Genomic DNA, 26,245 nt, shown 5'->3' with positions numbered 1-26,245 from the left:
CCGCGATGGCGTTGGATCAGTCTACCTATGCGTCACAGACACACCGTCATCGCGGGCAAGCGCGCTCCTACACTCGACAGTGTTGAACGGCACAAGACTGTAGGAGCCAACTTGTTGGCGAGGGATTGATGCGGTGTGTCAGGCATAACGCTCGCGAACAAGTTCGCGCCTACAGGGCTTTTGTGCCGGACCATTCGCAGCAAACAAAACCCGTAGGAGCGCGCTTGCCCGCGATGGCGTTGGATCAGTCTACCTATGCGTCACAGACACACCGTCATCGCGGGCAAGCGCGCTCCTACACTCGATATTTTTGAACGGCGCAAGACTGTAGGAGCCAACTTGTTGGCGAGGGATTGATGCGGTGTGTCAGGCATAACGCTCGCGAACAGGTTCGCGCCTACAGGATCATGCCGTCGCGGGCGATGGTGACGTTGGCGGGTAGCTCGCGCGGTTCGTGTATCAGCCATGCGTCCAGGGTATGGCCGACATGGGTCAGCACTGCTTGCCGTGGCTGCAATGCCTGGACGATCTGCAGCGCCAGGTTCAGATCGTTGTGGTTGCGCGGCACCTGGGGCTGGGGCGGCATTGAGCAGTCGAGGATCAGCGCATCCAGAGGCGACCGTTGCAGATACGCCGTGGTGTCATCAGGCAATCCAACCGTATCGGTCAAATAAGCAATACGACGCCCGTCACCTTCCAACAAATAACCCAGCGTCGGCCTGGAATGCACCAGTGGCAAAGCGGTGACGCTCAGATCACCCAACTGCCGCGTTTCAAACGCTGCGAACGGCTGACTGAAATCCAGAATTCCCGGATGTTTGTACAAATCCGCGAGCCCTTCAGAATCTGCCGGGCCATGCACAGGAATCACCAACCCCTGCCCCCAGCGCAAATGCAACAGGCCCTGTGCGTGATCGGCATGGTAATGGGTCTGCAGAATCCCGCTCAGACTGCCGGGAGCAAAGCGCTCGGTGAGGTCAGCCAAGCCGCTGTCGATCAACCAGCGTTGATCCCCCACTTCCACCAGCGCGCAACACAGCAGCCGCCGCCAACGCGAATCCTCATGGGCTGCCAGACACGCCGCGCACTGGCAGCCATAGACCGGCACCTGACGCGCATCGCCGGTGCCAAGCAACGTCAGACGCATACGCGCTCGCGATCCAGATGATGAATCAACCGGGCGACCGTGCCGGTCAACGGGCCTGAATTATCCAGCAGGAACACCCGCGAATCGCCGGCCAACAGCTCCGATGCAAACTGGGCATTGCGCGCCAGTCGTGCATCGATTTCGTCCAGCGGTTCGCGCCCCCGCGCCAGCAAGCGCTGACGCAATACCGCCTGATCCACCGTCAGCAGCACCGCCAACAATTCAGGATAACGCTCGCGGGCCAGAGGCATATGCCCACGCGAGCCGTTGATCAGCACGTCATGCCCATCCGCCAGCCATTCATCGATCTCTTTGGGAATGCCGTAGTGCAGGCCGTTGGCAACCCAGCTCAACGCAAATTCGCCTTGGGCCTGCATCGTCAGAAACCGCTCAACGCTGACCGCCTGTGCGGCCTCCCCCTTTGCTTCCGCCGAACGGGTGATGACCCTACGCACAATCCGGCAGCCACGTTGGGCCATCGGTTCGCGCGCCGCATCCAGCAGGCTGTCCTTGCCCGAACCGGACGGTCCGATGAGATAGATCAACCTGCCTGCCATCAAAACACCCTCTTCGCCTGTCGCCAGACCTGTTGGATCACCGGCAGCGTGCCGTGGCTTCTGGCGTGAATCAAATCGGCCCGCAGACCCACACGGATTTCGCCGCGATCATTGAGCCCCGCCGCCCTGGCCGGTGCGCCACTGACCGTGTCCATCGCCTTGGCCAGACCCTCTTCCTGGCCGCCCTCCTGCCCAAAAGAGTCCAGTTGCGCGGCCAGCGCGAACGCCGCCTGCAACAGACTCGCTGGATAATAGTCGCTGGACAGAATATCCAGTAGCCCTTCTTTGGCCAGAGTCGCCGCCGCGATGTTGCCCGAGTGCGATCCGCCGCGAACGATGTTCGGCGCGCCCATCAACACGCTCATGCCCAAGCGACGGCAGCCCTCGGCGGCTTCCATCGTGGTCGGGAATTCGGCGATGGACATGCCATAGGCCGCCGACTCCTCAACGTGCGCAAGCGTCGCGTCATCGTGACTGGCGACAGACAACCCCCGCGCCATGCAGATATCGACGATGGCCCGGCGATAACGGTCGCTATAAGTTTTCGAGTTGGCGACCTGCTCAACGATGAATTCGTCCATCTGCTCGCTGCTCAGGTGGTATTTACCCATGTAGTACTCGCGATACTTGGATTCAAGGGCAAATTGACGCTGACCTGGCGAGTGGTCCATCACCGACACCAGTTGCACCAGCGGTTGCTCCACCAGATCGCGGAACACGCTGAGGGTATCCGGGTGGCAGACCTCGCAGCGCAGGTGCAGGCGGTGTTCGGCGCGGGTCATGTCCGAGGCGTTGGCCTTGGCGATGGCGTCGATCATCCCCGGTAACTGCTGCATGCGTTTGCCCTTGGGGTTGACGTCGCCGATGGACAGCGCGTCGAACACCGTGGTGATGCCCGCCGCGATGATCTGCGCGTCATGGCTGATGATCGCAGAAGCCGACGGCCAATCCACACCAGGGCGCGGGCTCAGGTGCTTTTCCAGATTGTCGGTGTGCAGTTCCACCAGGCCGGGCAGCAAGTAATCGCCGTTCAGATTTTGCGCGTTTGGTAGGCGGCTGAGGCCAGTCTCGACCTCACTGATCAGGCCGTCGCGCAGCACCACCGTGCCGTTGAACACCTGGTCGCCAGTGACGATTCGGGCATTGGTCAGAATCTGTTCGGTCAGCATTCGAGCAACTCCTTGGCAGTCAGCTCCACCGGGGTCATGTCCAGGTGACGGTCGGCCACCGCTTCGCGGGCCAGACGGTCATGGAAAATACCGATCACGGCGGCGCCTGTGGCCTTGGCTTCGTTAATCAGTTCCAGCACCACTTGGCGGTTGGTGTCGTCCAGGGACGCGGTCGGCTCATCGAGCAGCATCAGCGGCCACGGCACCATGAAGCCGCGAGCAATGTTGACCCGCTGCTGTTCGCCGCCGGAAAAGGTCCCCGGCGCCAGTTGCCACAAGTGCTGCGGAATGTTCAGCCGCGCCAGCAAATGCTCGGCGCGGGCCTTGGCTTGCGAGCGCTCCCAGCCTCGGGAAAGCGCTGGTTCCATCACCACGTCCAGGGTCGATACCCGGGGAATCACCCGCAGAAACTGGCTGACGTAACCCAGGGTTTGCTGACGCACCGCCAGCACTTCCCGGGGCTCGGCGCCCACCAGTTCCAGCCATTGGCCTTGGTGTTGAACGCGGATGCTGCCGCCCGCTGGCAGGTAGTTGCCATACAGCGTGCGCAGCAACGTACTTTTACCGGCGCCGGACTGGCCGTGCAGCACCAGGCATTCGCCAGCCCGTACCGAGAAGCTAAGCCCGCGCAGCACGTTTAGCACCACACCGTTCTGCTGGTGCAAGGTGAAGGTTTTCGAGAGGTCACGGACCTCGATCAACGTGTTCATCAAAAGCACTCCAAAGACCGGATCAAGGCTGCAGGACCGAAGACACCAGCAGCTGCGAATAAGGATGCTGCGGGTCGTCGAGGATCTGATCGGTCAGACCGGTCTCGACCACCCTGGAGCGACGCATGACCATCAAGCGATCCGCCAGCAAGCGCGCCACCGCCAGGTCGTGGGTGACGATCACCACCGCCAGATCCAGTTCACGCACAAGGCCGCGCATCAAGTCCAGCAGCCGCGCTTGCACCGAAACGTCAAGGCCGCCGGTGGGTTCGTCCATGAACACCAGACGCGGGCCAGACACCAGATTGCGCGCCACTTGCAGCCGCTGTTGCATGCCGCCGGAAAAGGTCCGCGGCAGGTCATCGATGCGTGCCGGATCGATCTCAACCTGATTCAGCCAGTCCAGCCCCGCAGCCCGCAGCGCCTGATAATTGCGCACGCCCTGGGCCATCAAACGCTCACCGATGTTGGCCCCGGCCGAGACGCCCATGCGCAGGCCGTCGCGCGGGTTCTGCTCAACGAAACCCCACTCGGTACGCAGCAAGGTGCGGCGCTCGGCCTCGCTGGCGCTGTACAGATCCAGCCATTGACCGGCGCCTTTGTGCGAGTCGGCGCGGCGGTAATCGATGCGTCCGGCGTCCGGCGGGCAACGGCCACTGAGCAGCGACAGCAAGGTGGACTTGCCGGAGCCCGACTCACCGACGATGCCCAGCACTTCCCCCGGATACAGCTCGAAGCTGACGTCATGACAGCCCTTTTCCGGACCATACAATTTGCCCAGGCCGCGTACTTTGAGCAGCGGCTGTGCGCGGTCGGCAGCACGGTCAATCTGAATGGTGTCGTTGATTGCATGGGCAGTATTCATTGGCCGCTCTCCCCTTGGAGTACGCGTTGCGCGCAGTAATCGCTGTCCGAACAGACGAAGCTCTGGGTGCCCTGATCGTCGAGAATCAGCTCGTCGAGGAACGATTCGTGGCTGCCACAGATGGCGCAGTTCTGTTCCCACCTCTGCACTTCGAACGGGTGGTCTTCGAAGTCCAGGCTGCTGACTCTGGTGTAAGGCGGCACCGCGTACAGGCGCTTCTCGCGACCGGCGCCGAACAGCATCAGCGCCGGGCTCATGTCCAGTTTCGGGTTGTCGAATTTGGGGATTGGCGAGGGGTCCATCACGTAGCGGTCGTTGACAGTGACCGGGTACGCATAAGCCGTGGCGATGTGGCCGAAAGTGGCGATGTCTTCGTAGAGCTTGACGTGCATCACCCCGTAATCGTTGAGCGCGTGCATGGTCCGGGTTTCGGTTTCCAGCGGTTCGATGAAGCGCAACGGCTCTGGATTGGGCACCTGATAGACCATGATCTGATCGGCGCTCAAGGGCATTTCCGGAATCCGGTGACGGGTCTGGATGATCGTCGCTTCGGGGGTACGCTCGGTGGTGGCGACGCCTGCGGTGCGGGCGAAAAACCGGCGAATCGACACCGCGTTAGTGGTGTCGTCGGCGCCCTGATCGGTGACTTTCAGCACGTCATCGGCGCCAAGAATCGCGGCCGTCAGTTGCATGCCGCCGGTGCCCCAGCCATAGGGCAGCGGCATTTCGCGGCCACCGAACGGCACTTGATAACCGGGAATCGCCACCGCTTTGAGCAGACCGCGACGGATCATGCGTTTGGTTTGTTCGTCCAGGTACGCGAAGTTGTAAGCCTCATCCCGCGCAGGCCGGGGTTGTGTGGCGGCATTCATTGGCCGACCTCCTGAGGTTGCACCTTGGTGGGCGCCTGGTCTTTGAAGGGTTTGCGCAGCTTGCGGATCAGTTCCAGTTCGGACTGGAAGTCGACGTAGTGCGGCAGCTTGAGGTGCGAGACGAAACCGGCGGCCTCGACGTTGTCGCAGTGGGCCAGCACGAACTCTTCCTGTTGCGCGGGAGACATGATTTCTTCGGCGTATTCTTCGGCGCGCAACGAGCGGTCCACCAGCGCCATGCCCATGGCCTTGCGCTCGGCGTGACCGAACGCCAATCCGTAGCCTCGGGTGAACTGCGCAGGTTCGCTGCCGGAGCCGACGAACTGGTTGACCATCTCGCACTCGGTGATTTCGATAGCACCGATGGCAATCGGAAAGCCCAACTCGTCAGGCTCGATCCAAACGTCCACTTCGCCGATGCGGATTTCCCCGGCGAATGGGTGATTACGCCCGTAACCGCGTTGGGTCGAATAGCCTAGCGCCAGCAGGAAACCCTCATCGCCACGGGCCAGGGCCTGCAGCCGTTGCGCACGGCTGGCCGGGTACTCCAGCGGTTCGCGGGTGATGTCGGCGATGGCTTCGCCGGTGTCGGCTTCTTCCTTGATCAGGCCTTCCTTGGCCAGCAGTCCCAAGACCCGAGGACAGGCTTGGACGGCGGGATTTTCCGGCAACTGCGGGCCGGGATATTCGCCTTCTGCCAACAAGCTGAAGTCGAGCAAGCGATGGGTGTAATCGAAAGTCGGCCCCAGCAATTGACCGCCCGGCACGTCCTTGAACGTGGCCGACAGACGACGGCTGAGCAGCATGTTCCCGGTATTGATCGGCAGACTGGCGGTGAAGCGCGGCAACGTTGTGCGGTAGGCGCGCAGCAGGAAAATCGCCTCCACCAGATCTCCCGCCGCCTGCTTGATCGCCAGCGCTGCCAGTTGCTCGTCATACAGCGAGCCTTCGGTCATCACGCGGGCCACAGCCAGCGGCAATTGCTGACGGATCTGCTCGACGTCCAGTTCGGCAATCGAGGTGTCACCACGACGCTTTTTCGCCAGCACTTTGTGCGCATTGTCGATGGCCTGTTCGCCACCCTTAACTGCAACGTACATCAGGCACCTCCCTGGAACGCGACCTGGGTGCTGCGTGGCAGTCCCATCAGTTCACTGCCGGCGAGAAAGAACACGTCGATGCCCCGAGGGAAGTCGTTGCGCGATTCGCGTTCTTGCCAGAAGTCTTCTGCCAGTGGCAGCGCCACCTGGTTTTCGCTCTGGATGCCTGGCCCGCGCCAGGACAGCTGACGTCCACCCTCAAGCGCCGGCAATTGAACCAGCAGCGTGCAGGACTGATCGGGATAACGGTCGTTGCCCAGGTCGAAGCCGCTCAGGTCATGCAACTGGCTGTCGTCGAGCAACGCAAAGCGCGCGTTCTGGCGGTCGCTGACAATTGGGCAGCCACAATGGAAAGTCAGGTTGGCGCGAATCGCCTGGGTGTCGAATTTGGGCGCGAGCCACAGCGGCGTGTCGATATCCAGCAACGCCAGGCACAGGGCGTGGCTGGCAGCAGCCAGGCCTTCCAGATGCGGCGGCAGTTGCGCGGGTAACAGGTTTTGCGCAACGCCTGGTCCTGCGAGTGCTTTGAGGGCGGCGCGGAAACTGCGCTGGGCGTCGAGCACGGGATCGGCGAATGCGGGCTGTAAAACTGCGGACTGTGAAAGAGTAGCGCTCATCAGTTTTCTCCTCTGACCAGGGTGAAGAACTCCACTTTGGTCGCTGCGGTTTCGGCTTCTTTCCGGGCCCGGCGGGCCGCTTGTGCCTGCGCCAGGGGTTCGATCAGCTCACTCAACCAGTGAGCCTGTTGCGGGCCTTGCAGGTGTGCATCGGCCAGGGCCGCCAGTTCGGCATGGGCTTTGTCGCGCCCGGCCAGATAGCTGTAACCGGTACGACCGTCGGCCAGGCGAACCACGCAACGGGTGACGCTCATTTCACCGACGTTGAACGGCGCACCGCTGCCGCCCATGCGACCACGGACCAGGGTCATGCCGATTTCTGGCGCCCGGATCAGTTGGTATTCGGCGTCGCGCAGGGCCGGTTCATGGGCTTTCAAATCAGCACTGCGGGCGCGGGACAGCACGCCAATCCAGTGCTGACGTTCGGCATTGTCTTGATCCAAAGGGCTTTCAGGGTTCGGGGATGAGGCAGGCATCAGAGGCATCTCCATCATGTGACGACCTGGTACTGGAAGCGGTCGGAGCGGCTGGTGGACTGCGCAAGCTCCACCGGACGGCCCGCCGCATCGCGGGAAAGAGTGAGCACGGTCAGCGCCGGAAGGTGACGCGGCATCAGCAATACGCTGGCTTCTTCGCGGCTGGGTAAACGCGCGCCAATCAGGCTGAAGGTGCGCGTCAGTTGCAGGTCGCGCGCGGCCAGAAACTGACGCACGGAACCGCTTTTGTAGTCGGTGAGCAAAGACGCATAGCTGGCGCAATAGCGGTGACGAATCAGGCTTACCGGCTGGCCATCGAGACGACGCAGGGTTTGCAGTTCAATCAGCGGCGCGTGTTCAGGCAGGCCGAGGTGTTCGGCGTCTTCGCGGGTGGCGATGCAGTGGCGGCGCTGCAACAGGATCGCTTCAACGCCATGGCCCTGAGCCGACAGCGATTGGCTGTAGGCGCTTTCGGCGGCCACCGGGTAAATCAACGGACGACCCAGGACTTGGGTGCCCTTGCCCTGGCGGCGCAGCAGACTGCCCTCGCGCACCAGTTCGTCGATGGCCCGGCGCACGGTGTGCCGGTTGACCGAAAAACGTGCGGCGAGCTGAATCTCGGCGGGCAGGTATTCGCCTGCATTGAAACCGCTCAACTCACTGCGCAGGGTGTCGGCCAGCTCGCGGTAAACGGGTTCGCGGGGCACAGGTTCGCGGTGCAACTGCTCGGATTGTCTAGACAAGTACATGGCTAAAAAAAGGGTTCGCACCCTCTCCTGTCAGTTAGATAAATTGCTTGCGCAGGCGCTGCGAGATGATGTCGATCACGCTGACCACCACGATGATCACCAGCAACACGGCGCAGGTCTGAACGAACTCGAACGCGCGGATGTTTTCCCAGAGAATCACGCCGATGCCACCCGCCCCGACCATCCCTACCACCGTCGCCGAGCGCACGTTGGATTCGAAGCGGTACAGTGCGTAGGAAATCCACAGCGGCAGCACCTGCGGGATCACCCCGTAAATCACTTCCTGCAGCGCACTGGCCCCGGTGGCGCGCACCCCTTCAACCGGCCCCGGATCGATGGCTTCCACCGCTTCGGCGAACAACTTGGCGAGCACGCCGGTGGTGCTGATCCACAACGCCAGGACACCAGCGAACGGGCCCAGACCGACCGCGACCACGAACAGCATCGCGAAGACCATTTCATTGATCGAGCGAAAGGAATCCATGACCCGGCGCAGTGGCTGATGAATCCACCATGGGGTGATGTTGTCGGCGCAGAGAATGCCCAGCGGCACCGAGCAGACGATCGCCAACAAGGTGCCCCACAGGGCGATGTGCACGGTGACGATCATTTCCTTGAGGTACGAACGCCATTCGTGAAAGTCCGGCGGGAAGAAGTCAGCGGCGAAGGTCGCCATGTTTCCGGAGTCGCGATACAGCGCCATCGGGTTCATTTCGGCGCCGTGCCAGGCCCAGGCCATCATCGCGGCGAACAGGCCCCAGCCCAGGTATCGGCTCCAGGAGCGCTTGCCGACGGTCTCGGCGTATACAGCTTGAGTGGTCATAAACGATCCCGTTGCAGGGTAAAAAACGACAGCTCGAACTCGTCAGTGGGCGCGGTGCCGCAACACCGCGCTTCACCGGTCAGCCCGCTTTGGCGGTGCCTTGTTTTTCCAGCTCCGAGATACGGTCCTGAAGCTTGGTCAGGCCGTCATCAATGGCTTTGAGGCGCGTGGCCTTTTCATTGGCATCGAGGGTGGTGCTGGCGGTGACTTCGGACTTCTGCTTGAACAGGTCAAGCTGGCGGATGGTCAGCAACTGGTCGTCAGAGGACTTGAGGAACTTGCCCATCTGCATGTTCTTGAGCACGGCCTTTTCTTCGTCGGTGTCGCCGTAGGTGGCGAAGAATTCGCGGATCTTGTTTTTGTCGTCGTCCGACAGCGACTTGCGCCAGACCATTGGGTCGGCGGGGATGATCGGGGATTTCCAGATCACTTTGAGCAGCGCGGCTTTGTCCGGCTGGGTGACTTCCAGGCGGTCCCAGCTTTCGGTGTTGAAGGTGGCGACGTCCAGCTGGCCTTTGGCGACGCTCAGGGCGTTTACTTCGTGGCTGGAATTGAGGGTGCGTTTGAACGCGGTGGCGGCGTCGACGTTGTTCTTGGCGAACACGTAGTAGCCGGGGATCAGGTAGCCGGAGGTGGAGTTTGGATCGCCGTTACCGAAGGTCAGCTCTTTGGCGTGCTTGAGCATGTCTTCGACCGAATTGATCGGGCTGTCCTTGCGCGCAATGATCACGCTCCAGTAACCCGGCGCGCCATTGGCGGCAGCGGTCTGGGCGAAAATTTCACCGCCGGAACGGTCCACGGCTTCCATCGCCGCCTTGTTGCCCAGCCAGGCGACATCGACCTTGTTGAAACGCATGCCCTGAATCAGCCCGGCGTAGTCGGAGGCGAAGGTGGCCTTGACGTTCAGGCCGGTCTTTTTCGTCATGTCGTCGAGGAACGGCTGCCAGACGCTTTTCAGGTTTTGCGAAGACTCGGTGGACATGATGCCGAAGTTGATGACCTTGTCGTCGGCTTGCGCGTTACCCAGCAAGCAGCTGGCGAGCAAGGCGGCAGACGCGAACACGCGACCGATACTGTTCAACATTGAGTGCTCCTGAATCGAGAGGTTGTGCGTTGTCTGTAGGAGCCAACTGGTTGGCGAGGCGGCTGACGCGGTGTGTCAGGAAAAACGCCTCGCGAACCAGTTCGCTCCTACAGGGGATTCTGGGTGACGTACGAATGTGTTCAGGCTTGGGCCAGCGCCAATCGCGGCGGTTTGCCGGGTTTGCGGGCCTGATCGGAAAACATGAGGCTGGTGTCCAGATCGCCGCCATACAGGTCATTGAGAAACTGGCTACTCAGCTCGTTGCCCTTGCCGTCGTAATGAATGCGCCCGCCCTTCAAAGCCACAGCACGCGGGCAATAGCGCACGGCGTAATCCACTTGATGCAGGGTCACGACCACGGTCTTGCCGTCGCGACGGTTGATGTCGGCGAGGATTTCCATGACGTTGCGCGCCGATTCCGGGTCCAGCGAAGCGATGGGTTCGTCTGCCAGAATGACTTCGGCGCGCTGGGTCAGAGCGCGGGCAATCGCCACACGCTGCTGCTGACCGCCGGAGAGTGTCGAGGCGCGCTGATGAGCCAGATCGGCCAGACCGACGCGAGCCAGTGATTCCATGGCTCGTTGCTTTTCCTCGGCGTTGAACAGCCCCAGGTTGCCGCGCCAACGGGGCATGCGACCCAGGCAGCCGAGCAGCACGTTATCGATAACGCTGAGGCGATTGACCAGGTTGAATTGCTGAAAGATGTAGCCGATGTCGGCACGCAGGCGGCGTACCTGACTGTTCAAGCGGCCGGCGGATTGCACCTCACGGCCCAGCACCTGAACCTTGCCGCCGTTGTTGCGATCACAACAAGCCAGGCCCGCGAGATGACGCAACAGGGTAGATTTGCCGGAGCCCGAAGCGCCGATCAGCGCGACCATTTCTCCGGGTTGTATAGACAATGCGAGATCAACCAGAGCGGTCTTGCGGGCAAATGTCTTGTTCAAACGGTCGACATGGATGGCTGCGTTCATAGGCTTCTCTGTCTTGTGGGGCTGGCGTCCTGCCACCGTGAATTGACGAGCCGCCAAACCGGTCCATGGCTGGCTGCGGTGCGAGTGACAATAGAGAGAGCGTGTGGCAGTTCGGTGAACCGAAGATGAACGTGGGATAACAGTTTGTTGAAGGTTTGAGGTAGGGTTTTGCGGGGTTTTGGCCGACATCTGAGCCAAGAATCGCGGCCTTGCGGGCCTGTGGGCTAGACAAGTCAGGGCCACTCTCTGTAGGAGCGAACTTGTTCGCGAGACGTACTGTTTGGCACGCCGCCTGAATTTCTCGCCAACAAGTTGGCTCCTACAGACTGGCGACCGACCATCGCGTTTGACGCGGAGTTACGAATTGAACAACGAGCGCGCACCCATGAACTGGATTCAAACCATGAAAAAAACCCTGTCGATCACTTTGCTCGGCGCCCTGCCGTTAATGGCCTACGCCGCAGGCAATGTCGCCGAAAACACCCCGCCTCTGGCCGCGACTGGCTCGGCCCATTACACCTTTGAACGCCTGAACGTCGACTCCCCGGACGGTCAGCGCCACTACCGCCTTGACATCGCCGTTCCGAAAAAAGCAGCGCCCGACGCGGGCTACCCAGTGATTTACCTGCTCGATGGCAACAACGTCATGGCCGAGCTGCGTGATGACTGGCTGGAGAAGCTGGAAGCAGGCAGCCCGCCGCTGTTGGTAATGATCGGTTACGACATCGATGCCACCTACGACATGCAGCAGCGCACCCGGGATTACACCGGGGCGACCTCTGCGGCGTTTCTGGAGTTGATCCAGAGCAAAATCAAACCCGACGTACAGGCGCGTTACGCCGTCGATCAATCGCGGCAGATGCTCTGGGGACATTCGTTCGGCGGGTTGTTCGTGCTGTACGCGCTGCTTGAAAAACCCGAAGCCTTCCAGACCTGGTTCGCCGCCAGCCCTTCGCTGTGGTTCCAGCCGATGACCTTCGACAACGGCATGGCGTTGCAGCGATTCACCGGCGATCAACCGAGAACAGTGCGCATCATGCGCGGGGAACGGGAAGGCAAGCCGCCGGTGGGGCAGTTCGATAACGGTTCGCCGGAAAGAAGAAAAGCCATGGCGGCGGTGCCGAATGACTCCAACCGCATACTGGCCGAGCATCTGGCGACCCTGCCCAATACCGATGCGACCTATGAGCAGCCCAGTGGGCGTAACCATGGGCAGATGTTCAGTACGGCGCTGTATCCCGCGCTGCGGATAGCGGCAGGGTTGCCCGAAAAACCGTGACTTCAGGAGCGCTAAACCCGTGGGAGCGGACCTGTCCGCGAAGACATCATTTCAGACACTAAAGATGTGCTGAATGTACCGACGCCTTTGCGAACAGGTCCGCTCCCACAGTGTGAATCACATTGACCTGCTGGAACGCTGTGTTTTCAGATCCGGAAAGTACCCACCAGATGCTGCAACCGCGCAGTCTGGTGTTCCAGGTGCGAGCAGGCGTCGAGGGTGGATTTGAGGTTGTCGACACCTTCCTGGTTCAGCGTGTTGATCTCGGTGATGTCGACGTTGATCGACTCCACCACGGCAGTCTGCTCCTCGGTCGCCGTCGCCACTGACTGGTTCATGCCGTCGATTTCGCCGATGCGCTGGGTCACGCTGCCCAGCCGTTCGCCGGCCTTGTTGGCGATGACCACGCTGCTTTCGCTCTGGCGTTGGCTCTCGGTCATGTTCGCCACCGCATCCCGCGCGCCGACTTGCAGCTCTTCAATCATCTTCTGTACTTGTTGCGCCGAATCCTGGGTGCGGTGAGCCAGGTTGCGCACCTCGTCGGCCACCACGGCAAATCCACGGCCCGCTTCACCCGCCCGCGCTGCTTCAATCGCAGCATTCAGGGCCAGCAGATTGGTCTGCTGGGAAATGCCGGAAATCACTTCCAGAATCTGCCCGATGTTGGCGGTCTTGTTGTTCAGGGTTTCGATGTTGACGCACGACTCGCTGATCTTCTCCGACAGCTGATTCATCGCCGTGATTGTCTGGCTGACAACGCCCTGCCCTTCACTCGCCAACTGGCTGGCCTGGCTGGAATGCTGAGAGGCCAAGGCTGCGTTCTGCGCGATCTCTTGAGCGGCGGCGCCCAGTTGGTTGATCGCGGCGGCCACGCTGGTGGTGCGGTTGGCTTGCTGATCGGAATTCCTCATCGAGGAATTGGACGCCCCCACCACCCGGGCGGCGACTTCGCCTAGCTGCCCGGCGGTGGACGCCACTTCGCGGATCGAGCCGTGGATGCGCTCGACGAAGCGGTTGAACGACTGCGCCATCTGGCCGAACTCATCGTTGGAATCGTTGATCAACCGCTTGGTCAGATCGCCTTCGCCATCGGCAATATCAGCCATCGCGCGGCCCATCTGATGCAGTGGTCGCATCAGCACGCGAATCAACAGCCCCAGCAACAGGATGATGATCGCCACGGCAATGAACATGGCCGTGATCGCCGAGGAGCGGAATTCGCTGAGCATCGAATAGGCCGCATCGCGATCCAGCACCAGCGCCACATACCAGTTGGCCGAACTCAGGCCCTGGACTTTGGTGAAGGAGATGAACTGCGCCTTGCCAGCGGATTCAATCTCGGCCACGCCCGGTGCGATTTTCGGCGCGCCGTCGGGATAGGCCTCACTGACATTCTTGAGCACCAGTTTGCTGTCGGGGTGAATCAGAATCTTGCCGTCGGCGCTGACGATGTACGCATAACCGTGGCCGCCGAAGTTCAGCGAGTTGATGGTTTTGCTGATGGCGTCCAGCGAGATGTCGGCGCCCGCGACGCCGATCATCTGGCCCTGTTGACGAACCGGAGTCGCCAGGGTTACGACGAGCTTGCCAGACGACGCGGCGATGTAAGGTTCGGTGACGATGGTGGTCTGGGCAGCATCGGCAGCTTTGTACCAGCCACGGGCGCGAGGGTCGTAATCAGCCGCACGATTGCCCGCAGGCACCGAGAACATCACGCCGTCCTTGCCGCCGAAATAGCTGAGCTGGAAGTTTTCCGGGTAAACCGGCAGGCCGATGGCGCGCTGCAAATTGGCCTGCGCTGGACCGTCTACGGCGATTTGTTGTGCCATCGAGTGCAGCAACTGGGTGCGACCGTCCAGCCACGTCTGAATATTTTGCGTGGTCAGACTGCCTAACTGGGTAAGTTCAGAGTCCACATTGTTTTTCAGGGTTTCCCGTTGTCGGAAATCGTTCACCACAATAAACAGCGAGAACGCGACGACAACTATCAACGCGGCAGCCAGCAGGATCTTTCTGCTGAAGCCAAGACTTCTGATCATACGTTTGTATCCATCAACAGGAATGACAGCGAGGGGTGAGCACCACCGGATAGGCACGCGCTGCGCTTTGTACGGGCTTGCTCGGCAAAAGGGAAGACGCGGCCTGAGATATATGTCGGCCGGTTTGAAGGAGGCGTTAGTTGGGGGTGACGAGTGGTGGAAAGTTAATTAACGCATGCATATAACGATTGCTGGAATGTTGTAACCCTAACGTGGGAGCGGACCTGTCCGGGTACAAACCGGGTGCATCCGCTGCGTCTCTATCGCCCAAACCACCGCCTTCGCGAACAGGTTCGCTCCCACAATAGTCCCGAGGCGCTGCTGATTTTCAGGCTACCACGGGTTTGGCGCGGTGCCCGTGATTGGGGCAACGCGTGATTGTTACTTGGCAAACAACTGCGACATGTCCTTGAACGCCTTGAACTCCAGCGCATTGCCGCACGGGTCGAACAGGAACATCGTCGCTTGCTCACCCACCTGCCCTTTAAATCGCACGTAGGGTTCGATCACAAACTTCACGCCCTGCCCGCGCAACCGCTCGGCCAGTGCTTCCCAGGTTTCCCAACCCAGCACCACGCCAAAATGCGGCACCGGCACGTCGTGACCGTCCACCGCGTTGCTGCCGGCATGGGCCTGGGAGTCGGTTTTCGGGTGTTCGTGAATCACCAGTTGATGGCCGAAGAAGTCGAAATCCACCCAATGATCACTGGAGCGGCCTTCCGGCAGGTTAAACACGTTGGCGTAGAAGTGACGCGCAGCGGCCAGGTCGTAGACTGGAATGGCCAGGTGAAACGGAGAAAGCGTCGAGGTCGGTGTGGTCACGGTGATGTCTCTTTATGGTGAATGGACGTATCTTTGCCCATTGAATCTTCAATTGAAAACTCATAATTTTCGTGTCGAGCACGAATTTTTTTGATTAATCAAACGTGCCTGATGAGCTTCGTTCAGTGAGAGCAATATGATCCGGGAATTGAAAACCCTGCTGGCCGTTGCCCGCCTCGGCACCTTCGTCGCTGCGGGCAACCATATCGGGCTCACCCAATCGGCAGTCAGCGCTCAAATCCGTACGCTGGAAAAAGCCCTTGGCAGCAGCTTGTTCGATCGCAGCGGGCGCAGCGCCATTCTGAACGCCGCCGGTCAGCGTGCCCTGCCCATGGCACGGGAGATCATCGAGATTTATGAGCGAATGGCAAAACCAGAACACGACAGCGGCTACTTCGGCGAGCTGGTGATCGGCGCCATTGCCACGGTACAGACCGGCTTGCTCCCGGATGCGCTGGTACGCCTGAACCGCGAGGCACCCGCCATCGAAGCCAAGGTGAGGCCTGGGGTGTCGCAGCACTTGCTGAACAGCGTCGACGCCGGCGAGATCGATCTGGCGATTCTGATTCACCCGCCCTTCGCGCTGCCCAAGGATCTGCACCTGGAAGTGCTCAGGCGCGAGCCGTTCGTGCTGATCGCCCCTGCGCAAACTTCCGGCGACGATCCGCTGCAGTTGCTCCGGGAGCATCGCTTCGTGCGCTACGACCGGCATTCATTCGGAGGGCGCCAGGTGAGCCGGTTTTTGCGTGAGCAGAAGATCGACATCAATCCTGGGCTGGAACTGGACGAGGTGGAAGCGCTGGTGCGGATGGTCGAGGCCGGGCTGGGGGTGTCATTGGTGCCGCAAGCCGGTTTGTGGCTGGAGCGGGAGGCCAATATTCGGGTGATTGAATTAGGTGCGCTGACCTTCCACCGTGAATTGGTACTGATCATGCGTCATGCCAACCGGCAGCTGCCGTTGCATCGGTTGTTTCGCGAGTGTTTGGGGTAGAGGGCCTTTCTGTAGGAGCGCGCTTGCCCGCGATGCGTTTCATCAGACACATCAATGGAGACTGACACCGCCAATCGCGGGCAAGCGCGCTCCTACAGGGTGACCGCATCAGGCCTGCGCCAAATGACAACGCACCAGTTCCGCACTCCCCTTTGCCGCTAACAACGCCTGGGGTTTTTCGCAGCCAGTCGTGGCCTTCGGGCAGCGGTCGCGGAAGAAACACCCGGTGGGCAGGTTTCGATTGCCCGGCAATTCCGTGGGCGCGGCAATCTGCGCATCGTCCACCGGCACGCCCAGGCGCGGCACCGCTTCCAACAGCAATTGCGTGTACGGATGACGCGGCCGTTCCAGTACTTCGGCGGCGCTGCCCAGTTCGACGATCTGCCCCAGATACATCACCGCTACCCGATCGGCCATGTGCCGGACCACCGAGACGTTATGCGAGATCAGGATGTAGGTCAGGTCGCGGCTGCGCTGCAGTTCGGCCAGCAGATTGAGGATTTGCGCCTGCACCGAAATGTCCAGCGCGGAGGTCGGCTCATCCAGCACGATGATGTCCGGGTTCGACGACAAGGCCCGGGCGATAGCGATCCGTTGCCGCTGCCCACCGGAAAACTGGTGGGGGAATCGATCCATGTACTCAGTGCGAATGCCGACCTGAGACGCCACATTGGCCGCGATGTCACGCATGTCTCGACGGGGCGCGGCACGCTGCACGAACAGCGGCTCGGTGATGATTTTCCAGATTGGCAAGCGCGGGTCCAGCGAGGACTGAGGGTCCTGAAACACGATCTGCACGTTGCTGCTGCGCTCGCGAGCGTCGTTGTAGATCCAGTTCAACGCGCCCGTGGTGGGTTTGATCAACCCCATGAGCAATTGCGCCAGCGTGCTCTTGCCGCAGCCGGACTCACCGACCACGCCCAGGGTTTCGCCGGCGCGCACTTGCAGGTCGATGCCATTCAACGCATGGGCGACTGATTTGGGGCGGCCGAGCCAGTCGTTGCCGACGGGGAAATGCACACGGACTTCCTCAAGATCGAGAATGTTTGGGCTGTCATTGAGCATCAGATAGGCCTCCGTTGGAGCGACCGGGTTCCTGCAGCCAACACGCGCTTTTGCGATCGGCCAAGGCGTCCACAGCGATCAGCGGCGGACGCGTAAGACATTTGGGCATCGCAAACCCGCAGCGGTCCCTGAACGTACACCCTTGGGGCAGCGCAGACAGGTTCGGCACTTGCCCCGGAATGGTCATCAAATCCGTGCCAGGCTCGACCTGTTCCGGCAAGCCGCTGAGCAATCCTTGGGTGTACGGATGGCGCGGATCAGCCATGACCTCTGCCGTCACGCCCTGCTCCACCACGGCGCCGGTGTACATCACGTAAACCCGGTCGCAGAACTGCGAGACCAGCGCCATGTCATGGGTAATCAACAGAATCGCCGTGCCGCGCTGGCGGGCCTTTTCCCGCAGCAGCAACAGCACCTGGCGCTGCACCGTCACGTCCAGCGCGGTGGTGGGTTCGTCGGCGATCAACAACTGCGGATCGCAAGAGAATGCCAGCGCAATCATCACCCGCTGGCGCATGCCGCCCGACAGCTCGAACGGGTAGCTTTCCATGATCTGTTCGGGGTCAGCGATGTGCATATCGCGCAACAGCGCGACAGCCTTGGCGCGGGCCTCGGCTTTGCTCAGTTGCTGGTGATGGATGATCACGTCGAGCATCTGCCGCCCGATGCGCCGGGTCGGATTGAGCGCCGTCATCGGCTCCTGAAAAATCATCGCTGCATCGCGGCCACGGACCTTGAGCAAGTCCTTCTCTTTGGCCAGCAGCATGTCGCGACCGAGGATGCTCAGGCTGCCACTTTTGACCTGATACGAACGCTCCGGCAACAGCCTCAAGCTGAGCATGGCTGTCACCGATTTTCCCGAACCGGACTCGCCAATGACTCCGACGATTTCGCCGGGATTGACGTGCAGGGTCACGCCGTTCAACGCCTGAACGGTGCTTTTGTAAGCCGGAAACTCGATGCACAAATTGTCGATGGCAAGCACGGGCGCCTGTGCAGTGGGCGTGATTGAAGCTTGGGTATGCATGGTCATTTCCCCTGTTGCCGAGGGTCGAGCAGATCACGCACGCCATCGCCCAGCAGATTGAACCCGGTGGCGGTGATCAGAATCGCCACGCCCGGAAACGTCGAGTACCACCATTGATCGAGGATGTAGTTGCGCCCGGTAGCGACCATCGCGCCCCACTCCGCCGTCGGCTGTTGCGCGCCCAGACCGATGAAGCCCAGCGCCGAGGCCATGAGGATCGCGCTGCCGATGTCCAGGCTTAGTTGCACCAACAAGGGTGGCATGGCGTTGCGCGCCACATGCCAGCGGACCATGTGCCAGCGCCCGGCGCCGAAGGTTTCAGCGGCTTTCACGTAACCCATTTGGCGAATGCTCAGCGCTTGCCCACGGGCCAGGCGCACGTAGAACGGTATCCGCACCAAGGTGATTGCCAGCATGGCGTTGAACAGGCTCGGGCCCAGTGCAGCAGCCAGCGCCATGATCAGCACCAGCGACGGCACCGACAGCATGATGTCCATGAGGCGCATCATTAGGCCGTCGAAGCGCCCGCCGATGATTCCCGACATGCAGCCCAGCAAACCGCCAACAAAACACGAAGCGAAGGCCACGAACAGTCCGACACCCACCGATTGCTGACTGCCGTACAACACGCGGCTGAACAGGTCGCGACCGACTTCATCGGTGCCGAACCAATGCGCAGCGGACGGCGCGGCCAGGCGGTGAGCAAGGTCCAGCGCGTTGGGGTTATGGGTCGCCAGCCACGGCGCAAAAATCATGCACAGCAACACCATCAGAGTAATCAGCAAGCCGGCCATGGTCAGCGGGCTGCGGCGTACCTGATAGGCCAGGTAAGCGAACTTGTCCTGCCAGCGCGCAGCCTTGGGCAGCGGCGCAACGACGGGGGCGGTAATGGGTGTAGACATCTCAGTTCACCTCGCGAATGCGCGGGTCGATCAAGCGGTACAGCAGATCGATGACCATGTTGAGCAGTACATAAATGAACGACACCAGAATCGCGAAGCCCATCACGGCGGGGAAATCCAGCGACTGGATCGACTTGACCACGTAAGCGCCCATGCCCGGCCAGGCGAACACGGTTTCGGTCAGCACCGCGCCATAAAGCAGATCACCCAAAGTCAGACCTAATACTGTCACCGACGGGATCAGCGCGTTGGGCAAAGCGTGGCGCAAGATCACCGCCCATTTCGACAGGCCATACGCCCGCGCTGTACGGATGTAGTCCTCGCCCAGCTGATCGAGCATGGCCGAGCGGATTTGCCGAGCCACCACGCCGAGGTTGACGAAGCCCAGCGTGATTGCCGGCAGGATCAGGTGCTGCAGCGCGTTGGAAAACAGCGCCATGTCGCCCATCAGCAACGCATCGATCAGGTAGAAACCGGTGACGGTGCGCGGCGGGTCCAAGCCCTCATCCAGTCGTCCGCTGCCAGGCAGCCAGTTCAGGTGGCCGTAGAACAGCACGATCAGGCCCAGCCCCAGCCAGAACGCCGGAGTTGAAATCCCGGTGACCGCCAGCGTGCGCGCCACCTGATCGATGAAACGGTTGTGGTACACCGCCGACAACACGCCCAGCGGTACGCCAATCAGGATCGACAGCGTCAGGGCGGCCAGCGCCAGTTCCAGGGTCGCCGGGAAGAACGCTTGCAGGTCCTCAAGCACCGGGCGACTGGTGCGAATCGAGGTACCGAGATCGCCATGGAACAGGTCGAGCATGTAACGCCCGTATTGTTGATACAGCGGCAAATCCAGCCCCAACTGGTGGCGGATGTGCTGCACGATCTCATCTGTCGCGCGGTCGCCGGCGATCAAACGCGCGGGGTCGCCCGGGATCAGGTGCGAGATCGAAAAGGTAATCAGTGAAACGCCAAACACCACCAGCAACAAGCCGGACAGGCGTTTACGCACAGTAGTCAGGAAGGCCATCAGGCACCTCGGTCAAAGCCGCGTAACGACCCTCTGTAGGAGCGAACGTGTTCGCGAGGTGGCTGCACAAACGATAGAGATCTGTCGCCTGGACCATTTCTCGCGAATGAATTCGCTCCCACAGAGGGGTGATGACTTACTTGGTGATCGTGTCGACGTTGAACACTTGTTCCAGCATCGGATTGAACACGTAACCCTTGACCTTGTTGCTCATCGGCAAGGTGTAGGCCTTCTGGTACAGGTACGCATAGGCGCTTTCGTTGATCACGATTTTCTGCGCTTTCTGGTACATCTCGGTGCGCTGGGCGATGTCGTTGTTGGCGGCAGCATCACGCACCAGTTTGTCGACGTCCGGGTTGTTGTAGAACGAACGGTTGCCCGGCAGGCCTTGCAGCTTGGAGTCGAACCAGAAATTCATGAACATGTAGGGGTCGGCGAAGTCCGGGCTCCAGGAACCGATGGCCACGTCGAAATCACCGCTGCCTAGACGCTCACGCATGGTGGCGTTGGCCAGTTTTTCCATCTTCAGGTTCACGCCCACCGCTTGCAGGTTGGCTTGCAGGGTCAGGCCGATCGGTTCCCAGTTCGGATCCTTGTCGGAATACATGAAGTTGAGGTTCGCGACCTTCGGCGTGACTTTGGCGAAGTCTGCCTTGGCTTTGGCTTCGTCCTGCTTCGGCACCGGCAGCTTCTCGTCGTAAGCCCACATGCCCTGAGGGATCGGCCCATTCATGGGCTTGGCTTTGCCTTTGAGAATACCGTTGATGATGCCGTCGTAATCCAGCGCTTCGACGATGGCTCGACGTGCGTTCGGGTCGCTCATCGGGGCTTTTTTGTTATTCAGGTACAGCAGCGTGACGCGCAGCGACGGGTAGTCGCCAACGACGATGCCAGGTTTCTTGCTCAACGCTTCGAGCTGGTCTTCGGGCATGTCTTCGATGATGTCGAGATCACCATGTTCCAGTTGCAGACGACGCACCGAGGCCTCGCCGATGATCTTGATCACGACCTTTTTCAGCGTCGGCTTGGTGCCGGCGTAGTTGGCGTTCTGGTCCATGGTCAGGGTCTGGCCTTTCTGCCAGCTGACCAGCTTGAACGCGCCGGAACCTGCGGTGTGGGTCGACAGGTAGGCGTCAGCGCCTTCCGGTTTTTTCGCCACGTCCGGGTTAACGATGGCCGCGCCGTTGTGGGCCAGGGTCGAGAGGAACGGCGCATAGGGGGTTTTCAGGGTGAAGCGCACGGTCATCGGGTCGACCACCGACACCGCCATGTCATCCGGGAACGCGCCGGACGGGCCTTGCTTGAGCTTCATCACGCGATCAAAGGAGAACTTCACGGCTTCGGCGGTGACTTCGGCGCCATCGTCGAATTTATTGCCGGGCTTGAGTTTGAACTCCCAGACCAGACTGTCCGCCGATGTGGTCCAGCTGCTGGCCAGCTCGCCTGCGACTTCGGTGCTGCCCTTGCCATTCTCGACCTTGTAGGTGACCAGGCGTTGGTAGGACGGATAGGTCACGGCCCAGTCGTTGTTATCGATGGTCACGGCCGGGTCGAGGGTCTGCGGATCGGACGGTTTGCCGATCATCAGGGTGTCTTGCGGCACGGCTGCGCTGGCCGATTGCCAGGCACCCAGACCCATGGCGGTGCAGAGGACTGCCATCGCCAGCTTGCGTGAGGAAGTGAATGATTTCATGCCGGTTCCTTGATCGTTCGATGTGGGAAAGTTCGTCAGGTTTGTTGTTGGTGCTATACCGGGCAGTTAAAGCTCGAACGCAGTTTCGGGCGTTCGACATGGCGTTCGCTCAGGATTTTCCTGTAGCCCATCGCCAGATTCACGCCGGGATCTTGTTCGTCCCGGTCAGGTGTCACGGTGCTGCGTGTTCTTTAGTGCGCTTGCTTGATCGAGGTGTCGTCGATCAGCGGGTAGTCGTCGGCGTCCGGCAGCTCGAAATGCCACCACTCGCTGTCGATGTAGGTAAAGCCTGCGCCGAGCATGATTCCCAGCAGCAGCAATCGGTTGCGCTGCACCTGGGGCGGTAGGTCTGCGTAGAACTGATGGGATTGCTCACGCATGTCATCGAAACCGGTGCCCATGTCCAGCGCCTGGCCGTCGGCATCGATCAGCGTCAAGTCCACCGCCACGCCCCGGCTGTGATGGGAACCCAGGCTCGGGTCGCGCACGTATTCCGGGTTCGGCAGCGCGGCCCATAGCAGGTACTGCGCGTAGGGCGGGCGATAGGCATCGAAGATCTTCAGACTGAAGCCGGCCTGACGCGCCAGGCGGCTGGCCTTGCGCAGGCAGATTTCGGCGTCGCGGTGCAGCAGGCAGCGCGGGTCCTGGTAGATCTGTTTACCGGCCAGGTTGTCGACTCCTGCGTAGATCAGGTCGATCTCCAGGTGAAGCGCCTGAGCGTCGATTTCCACAAGGGGGTTGTTCACGTAAAGCACTCCAGACATCGGCTAAAAGCGGTTTCGGTACGGCAGTTCAACGACGGTTATTCGAACTGCCCGAACAGTTGTTGCAGCTGACGATTCTTCGCCAGACGTTCATCCAGCCGGTCGCCGTATTTTTCAGCGACGGCAGAGACCATCAGGTTGAACAGGCACGTCAGCGGTGCCAACGAGTCCCAGAACTGCCCCACGTCCGATTGCAGTTGCAACAGGTCCATCGGGTAATCCCGCGCCCACGGGCAGTGAAAATCGGTGATGAAGGCCAGCGGCAAACCTTGCTGGCTGGCGACCTCGCAGAACGTGCGGGTCACGCTGGAATAGGTGCGGAAATCGGCAATCAGCGCGTAGGGGTTTTCAAACTGCGAGTTGAGCGATTCGGCGTAAGTCCCGGACAGCCCGTCGACGTAGTAGACCTTAGGCCGGATGTATTCCAGATGGCTGAAGAACGCGTTGAGAATCCCGCGAGTGGTTTGCAGCCCGACGATGAACACGGCGTCCGCGCTGTGAAGTTTCTCGACGATGCGGGCGAACACTTCGCCTCGGGCCAGCTCGTAGACGCGCTGGATGGCCTCGATTTCCCGGTTCATCGAACGCTCCAGCGCGTCGCCATGGGTGCCTTCTTCGCGAAACGCGCCAAGGCGGTCAGTGATCACCCATGGGTTGCCGGAATCGCCGCGCAGACTTTGTTTGACGTCGTCGATGTTGCGATAACCCAATGAACGCAGGAACCGGCCAACGGAGATGCCGGTGGTGTCGGTTTGCTGGGCGATGCTGTCAGCCGTCTCGAACGGCAGCTTTTGCGGGTTCGCCAGCAGGTAACCGGCGATACGCTTGCCGGTGGGCGTCAGGCTGGTGAAGCGCTGCTCCAGCGTGTCGAGAAAACTGCTCTTCTGCATAGAAAATCCGCCGCCTATCTGAATCTGCGAAATGACGAAGAATGTTATCTACCGTGCATTTCGCTACAGGATGTTACCAACATAACACCCGTATTTCTGATGGCACAACGCTTTTTTTCAAGAGATTTTAGAAGGGGGATTTAATGATTCAGGGTGGTGCGGGCAGGAGGGGAAATGCGCTTTTTGTGGGCGGTTTTACGCGGTATTTCATGCAATTGTGGGAGCGGGCCTGTCCGCGAAGACTGACGTTCAGACGATAGAATTTCATCAACTGAACGTACCTCTTCGCAGAAAGGTCCGCTCCCACAGGGTTCTGCGGTGGGACTACTAGCGCAAATTGGTTTTGGCCAATTCAAGCACTTGATCCGCCTTGCCGTTCATCACGGCCTTGAGCATGAACAGGCTGAAACCTTTGGCCTGGGCCAGTTTGATTTTCGGCGGGATGCCCAGTTCCTGTTTCGCCGTGACGACATCAACCAACACTGGCCCCGGATGCTCGAAGGCTCGTTTCAGCGCTTGAGGCAGGTCAGCGGAGTCTTCGACGCGAATCCCCAGAATCCCCGCGCCGATGGCGATATTGGCAAAACTGGTGCTGTCGAAATCAGTGTCATGAGGCACATAGCCGCTGGCCTGCATTTCCATGGCGACAAAACCCAGCGAGCTATTGTTGAACACCACCAGTTTGATCGGCAGGTTCAACTGGCGAATGCTCAGCAGATCGCCCAGCAACATCGACAGCCCGCCGTCACCACACAGCGCCACGACCTGGCGTTGCGGGTGCGCTGCCTTGGCGCCGAGGGCTTGCGGCATGGCGTTGGCCATCGAGCCGTGATTGAACGAGCCGATCAGCGACCGCTTGCCGTTCATGGTCAGGTAGCGCGCTGCCCAGAGGGTCGGCGTGCCCACATCCACAGTGAAGATCGCGTCGGCATCGGCGTAAGCATCCACCAGACGGGTCAGGTACTGCGGGTGAATCGGCTGACCGGGTGCAGACGGTGTCGCCAGTTCGTCCAGCTCTTCGCGAGACTTGGCGTAGTGATCCAGCGCCTTGTCGAGGAAACGGCGGTCTGTGTGATCTTTAAGCCGTGGCAGCAGCGCGTCAACGGTTTCCTTGACCCCGCCGGCGACCCCCACCGTCAGCGCAACACGACGGCCGAGCGCGGTGGGGTCGATGTCGATCTGAATGACCTTGGCTTTGTCCGGGTAGAAATTGCGATACGGAAAGCTGCTACCGAGGATGACCAGTGTGTCGCAGGCCATCATCGCGTGATACCCGGAGCTGAAACCGATCAGGCCGGTCATGCCCACGTCGTAAGGGTTGGCGTACTCGATGTACTGCTTGCCGCGCAGAGCGTGGACCACCGGGGCGTTGAGCTTTTCGGCCAGTGCCACGACTTGATCATGAGCGTCGGCGCACCCTGCCCCGGCCAGAATGGTGACGGCCTTGGACTTGTCCAGCACGTCGACGATGCGCTGCAGGTCTTTATCGGTCGGGGTGACCAGTGCCGGTTCGTGATCGACCCAGGCCGCCTTTACGTCCGGCGCTTCGCTTAACGCGACGTCGCCCGGGATCACAATCACCGCCACGCCGCGTTGGCTGATGGCCGCGCGCATCGCCCGCTCCAGCACCTTTGGAAACTGCTCGGCGCTGCTGACGGCTTCAACGAAGTAGCTGCACTCTTTGAACAGTTCGGTGGGGTGGGTTTCCTGAAAATAATCCAGGCCGATCTCGGAAGACGGGATCTGCGCGGCAATCGCCAGCACCGGAACACGGCTGCGATGGCAGTCATACAAGCCGTTGATCAAATGCAAATTGCCCGGCCCGCAACTCCCGGCGCACACCGCCAGCTTGCCAGTGGATGCCGCTTCCGCGCCCGCTGCGAAGGCTGCGACCTCCTCGTGACGGGTGTGCATCCACTGGATCTTGCCCAGGCGTTCGAGGCTGTCGGTCAGGCCATTGAGGCTATCGCCACTGACGCCCCAGATCTTGGAAACGCCTGCGGCGAGAAGAGTTTGCGCGAGATGGTCGGCAACGGTTTTGCTGGACATGGGCTTGGGTTCCTTGTCGATGCGGGTTAGCGCTCGGGGCTGACTCGGTGGTGTAGGCGCTGACGAGCCCGTGCGAGGCTGCGATCGCGGTGTATCAGGCAAACCGCATCGCAGCCTCGCGTTGCTCGTCAGCTCCTACAAAGACTTCATAAATCAGCCAGGTAACGAGCGTTGTCTCAAATCGACAAGTACCACCCTGCACAGTTCAGTGATTGAACGGATGTGCTTGGGCAGTTACCTGAAAACTGTAGGAGGGAATTCATTCGCGAGGCTTCTGGGCGCTGCTTTGTAGGACTTATCTCTTAACTTCCTAAGACCCTTCTTGATCGCGTTTTGGGCATGGCATTCCTGCCAGCGCCCACCTACCTTCCTTTGCCAACGACGCGTCGCCTCGGATTAGTTCGAGCGCGCTTTGAGCGGCACATGGATGTGGCCGGTAGTCACGGACTTTGCCCCGTACTTCGCAGGAGCGAAAACGATGTTTGGGAAGCGGTTAAGACACTACTGTTTCGGTCTCAACGAAACCGAACGGCAGGAATATTACCGGGCGCAGGCTCCCATAT

Annotated in this window: 25 protein-coding genes and 1 pseudogene; 2 read left to right on the top strand and 24 right to left on the bottom strand. The window is 60.6% G+C overall.

The window, feature by feature from the left end; all coding sequences use genetic code 11:
• Positions 1–397 precede the first annotated feature (397 nt).
• From phnP to phnC, 13 genes are all read right to left on the bottom strand, one after another.
• On the bottom strand, positions 398–1,147 hold the full coding sequence (gene phnP / locus ACWKV9_RS27360) for a phosphonate metabolism protein PhnP (RefSeq protein ID WP_483839235.1): 750 nt from the start codon (positions 1,145–1,147) through the stop codon (positions 398–400).
• Positions 1,138–1,704 (bottom strand): phosphonate metabolism protein/1,5-bisphosphokinase (PRPP-forming) PhnN, encoded by a 567-nt coding sequence (gene phnN, locus ACWKV9_RS27355; RefSeq protein ID WP_483839234.1) that lies wholly within the window; start codon positions 1,702–1,704, stop codon positions 1,138–1,140. The genes phnP and phnN overlap by 10 nt, the downstream gene beginning before the upstream one ends.
• Positions 1,704–2,873 (bottom strand): alpha-D-ribose 1-methylphosphonate 5-triphosphate diphosphatase, encoded by a 1,170-nt coding sequence (locus ACWKV9_RS27350; RefSeq protein WP_483839233.1) that lies wholly within the window; start codon positions 2,871–2,873, stop codon positions 1,704–1,706. Before ACWKV9_RS27350 ends, phnN begins: the two co-directional genes overlap by 1 nt.
• Positions 2,867–3,583, bottom strand: coding sequence for a phosphonate C-P lyase system protein PhnL (gene phnL / locus ACWKV9_RS27345; RefSeq protein WP_483839232.1), 717 nt, complete (start codon positions 3,581–3,583; stop codon positions 2,867–2,869). The genes ACWKV9_RS27350 and phnL overlap by 7 nt, the downstream gene beginning before the upstream one ends.
• Before the next feature lie 22 nt (positions 3,584–3,605).
• Positions 3,606–4,448, bottom strand: coding sequence for a phosphonate C-P lyase system protein PhnK (phnK, locus tag ACWKV9_RS27340; protein WP_483839231.1), 843 nt, complete (start codon positions 4,446–4,448; stop codon positions 3,606–3,608).
• The gene (locus tag ACWKV9_RS27335) at positions 4,445–5,320 is read right to left on the bottom strand and encodes an alpha-D-ribose 1-methylphosphonate 5-phosphate C-P-lyase PhnJ (protein WP_483839230.1); all 876 of its coding nucleotides are present in this window, start codon (positions 5,318–5,320) and stop codon (positions 4,445–4,447) included. The genes phnK and ACWKV9_RS27335 overlap by 4 nt, the downstream gene beginning before the upstream one ends.
• Positions 5,317–6,420, bottom strand: coding sequence for a carbon-phosphorus lyase complex subunit (locus ACWKV9_RS27330; protein ID WP_483839229.1), 1,104 nt, complete (start codon positions 6,418–6,420; stop codon positions 5,317–5,319). The genes ACWKV9_RS27335 and ACWKV9_RS27330 overlap by 4 nt, the downstream gene beginning before the upstream one ends.
• Positions 6,420–7,037 (bottom strand): phosphonate C-P lyase system protein PhnH, encoded by a 618-nt coding sequence (phnH, locus tag ACWKV9_RS27325; RefSeq protein WP_483839228.1) that lies wholly within the window; start codon positions 7,035–7,037, stop codon positions 6,420–6,422. The genes ACWKV9_RS27330 and phnH overlap by 1 nt, the downstream gene beginning before the upstream one ends.
• The gene (phnG, locus tag ACWKV9_RS27320) at positions 7,037–7,513 is read right to left on the bottom strand and encodes a phosphonate C-P lyase system protein PhnG (RefSeq protein ID WP_483839227.1); all 477 of its coding nucleotides are present in this window, start codon (positions 7,511–7,513) and stop codon (positions 7,037–7,039) included. Before phnG ends, phnH begins: the two co-directional genes overlap by 1 nt.
• Before the next feature lie 14 nt (positions 7,514–7,527).
• Positions 7,528–8,262, bottom strand: a complete 735-nt coding sequence (gene phnF, locus ACWKV9_RS27315) for a phosphonate metabolism transcriptional regulator PhnF (RefSeq protein WP_483839226.1) — start codon at positions 8,260–8,262, stop codon at positions 7,528–7,530.
• A gap of 34 nt (positions 8,263–8,296) precedes the next feature.
• Positions 8,297–9,085 carry a phosphonate ABC transporter, permease protein PhnE gene (gene phnE / locus ACWKV9_RS27310; RefSeq protein ID WP_483839225.1) on the bottom strand — a complete coding sequence of 263 codons (789 nt, stop codon included), beginning with the start codon at positions 9,083–9,085 and terminating at the stop codon, positions 8,297–8,299.
• Positions 9,086–9,164: 79 nt separating this feature from the next.
• Positions 9,165–10,169 (bottom strand): phosphonate ABC transporter substrate-binding protein, encoded by a 1,005-nt coding sequence (phnD, locus tag ACWKV9_RS27305; RefSeq protein ID WP_483839224.1) that lies wholly within the window; start codon positions 10,167–10,169, stop codon positions 9,165–9,167.
• Positions 10,170–10,309: 140 nt separating this feature from the next.
• Entirely contained in the window at positions 10,310–11,143 is an 834-nt protein-coding gene (gene phnC, locus ACWKV9_RS27300; RefSeq protein ID WP_483839223.1) for a phosphonate ABC transporter ATP-binding protein, read from the bottom strand.
• Positions 11,144–11,528: 385 nt separating this feature from the next.
• Between phnC and ACWKV9_RS27295 the strand changes: the two genes are divergently transcribed.
• Positions 11,529–12,422 carry an alpha/beta hydrolase gene (locus ACWKV9_RS27295; RefSeq protein WP_483839222.1) on the top strand — a complete coding sequence of 298 codons (894 nt, stop codon included), beginning with the start codon at positions 11,529–11,531 and terminating at the stop codon, positions 12,420–12,422.
• A gap of 146 nt (positions 12,423–12,568) precedes the next feature.
• Here ACWKV9_RS27295 and ACWKV9_RS27290 read toward each other — a convergent pair whose 3' ends face one another.
• The 3 genes and pseudogenes from ACWKV9_RS27290 to ACWKV9_RS27280 form a co-directional block, all read right to left on the bottom strand.
• Positions 12,569–13,333 (bottom strand): methyl-accepting chemotaxis protein, encoded by a 765-nt coding sequence (locus ACWKV9_RS27290; protein ID WP_483839236.1) that lies wholly within the window; start codon positions 13,331–13,333, stop codon positions 12,569–12,571.
• Between the two features lie 93 nt (positions 13,334–13,426).
• Positions 13,427–14,461, bottom strand: a pseudogene (locus ACWKV9_RS27285) (HAMP domain-containing protein); the annotation flags it as partial.
• A 381-nt stretch (positions 14,462–14,842) separates the two neighbouring features.
• Positions 14,843–15,283, bottom strand: a complete 441-nt coding sequence (locus ACWKV9_RS27280; RefSeq protein WP_483839221.1) for a VOC family protein — start codon at positions 15,281–15,283, stop codon at positions 14,843–14,845.
• Between the two features lie 136 nt (positions 15,284–15,419).
• Between ACWKV9_RS27280 and ACWKV9_RS27275 the strand changes: the two genes are divergently transcribed.
• Positions 15,420–16,274: a LysR family transcriptional regulator gene (locus ACWKV9_RS27275; protein WP_483839220.1), complete on the top strand. Its 855-nt coding sequence runs from the start codon at positions 15,420–15,422 to the stop codon at positions 16,272–16,274.
• Between the two features lie 108 nt (positions 16,275–16,382).
• Here ACWKV9_RS27275 and ACWKV9_RS27270 read toward each other — a convergent pair whose 3' ends face one another.
• The 8 genes from ACWKV9_RS27270 to poxB all read right to left on the bottom strand — a co-directional run bounded on the left by ACWKV9_RS27270 (position 16,383) and on the right by poxB (position 25,682).
• A complete protein-coding gene (locus ACWKV9_RS27270; RefSeq protein WP_483839219.1) occupies positions 16,383–17,339 on the bottom strand; it encodes an oligopeptide/dipeptide ABC transporter ATP-binding protein in 957 nt (318 codons plus the stop codon).
• Positions 17,329–18,372: an ABC transporter ATP-binding protein gene (locus ACWKV9_RS27265; RefSeq protein WP_483839218.1), complete on the bottom strand. Its 1,044-nt coding sequence runs from the start codon at positions 18,370–18,372 to the stop codon at positions 17,329–17,331. The genes ACWKV9_RS27270 and ACWKV9_RS27265 overlap by 11 nt, the downstream gene beginning before the upstream one ends.
• Positions 18,369–19,268 carry a D,D-dipeptide ABC transporter permease gene (gene ddpC / locus ACWKV9_RS27260; RefSeq protein WP_483839217.1) on the bottom strand — a complete coding sequence of 300 codons (900 nt, stop codon included), beginning with the start codon at positions 19,266–19,268 and terminating at the stop codon, positions 18,369–18,371. Before ddpC ends, ACWKV9_RS27265 begins: the two co-directional genes overlap by 4 nt.
• A gap of 1 nt (position 19,269) precedes the next feature.
• Positions 19,270–20,286, bottom strand: coding sequence for an ABC transporter permease (locus ACWKV9_RS27255; RefSeq protein WP_483839216.1), 1,017 nt, complete (start codon positions 20,284–20,286; stop codon positions 19,270–19,272).
• 136 nt (positions 20,287–20,422) lie between these two features.
• A complete protein-coding gene (locus tag ACWKV9_RS27250) occupies positions 20,423–21,979 on the bottom strand; it encodes an ABC transporter substrate-binding protein (RefSeq protein WP_483839215.1) in 1,557 nt (518 codons plus the stop codon).
• Between the two features lie 191 nt (positions 21,980–22,170).
• Positions 22,171–22,725, bottom strand: a complete 555-nt coding sequence (gene ddpX, locus ACWKV9_RS27245; RefSeq protein WP_483839214.1) for a D-alanyl-D-alanine dipeptidase — start codon at positions 22,723–22,725, stop codon at positions 22,171–22,173.
• 56 nt (positions 22,726–22,781) lie between these two features.
• The gene (locus ACWKV9_RS27240; RefSeq protein WP_483839213.1) at positions 22,782–23,633 is read right to left on the bottom strand and encodes a MurR/RpiR family transcriptional regulator; all 852 of its coding nucleotides are present in this window, start codon (positions 23,631–23,633) and stop codon (positions 22,782–22,784) included.
• 327 nt (positions 23,634–23,960) lie between these two features.
• Complete coding sequence (gene poxB, locus ACWKV9_RS27235) at positions 23,961–25,682, bottom strand: ubiquinone-dependent pyruvate dehydrogenase (RefSeq protein WP_483839212.1); 1,722 nt, start codon at positions 25,680–25,682, stop codon at positions 23,961–23,963.
• Positions 25,683–26,245: the final 563 nt, after the last annotated feature.

The sequence above is a fragment of the Pseudomonas corni genome (assembly GCF_057128765.1).
Note: the sequence above shows the minus strand (reverse complement) of the source record. Positions and strands in the feature narration are given on the sequence as shown.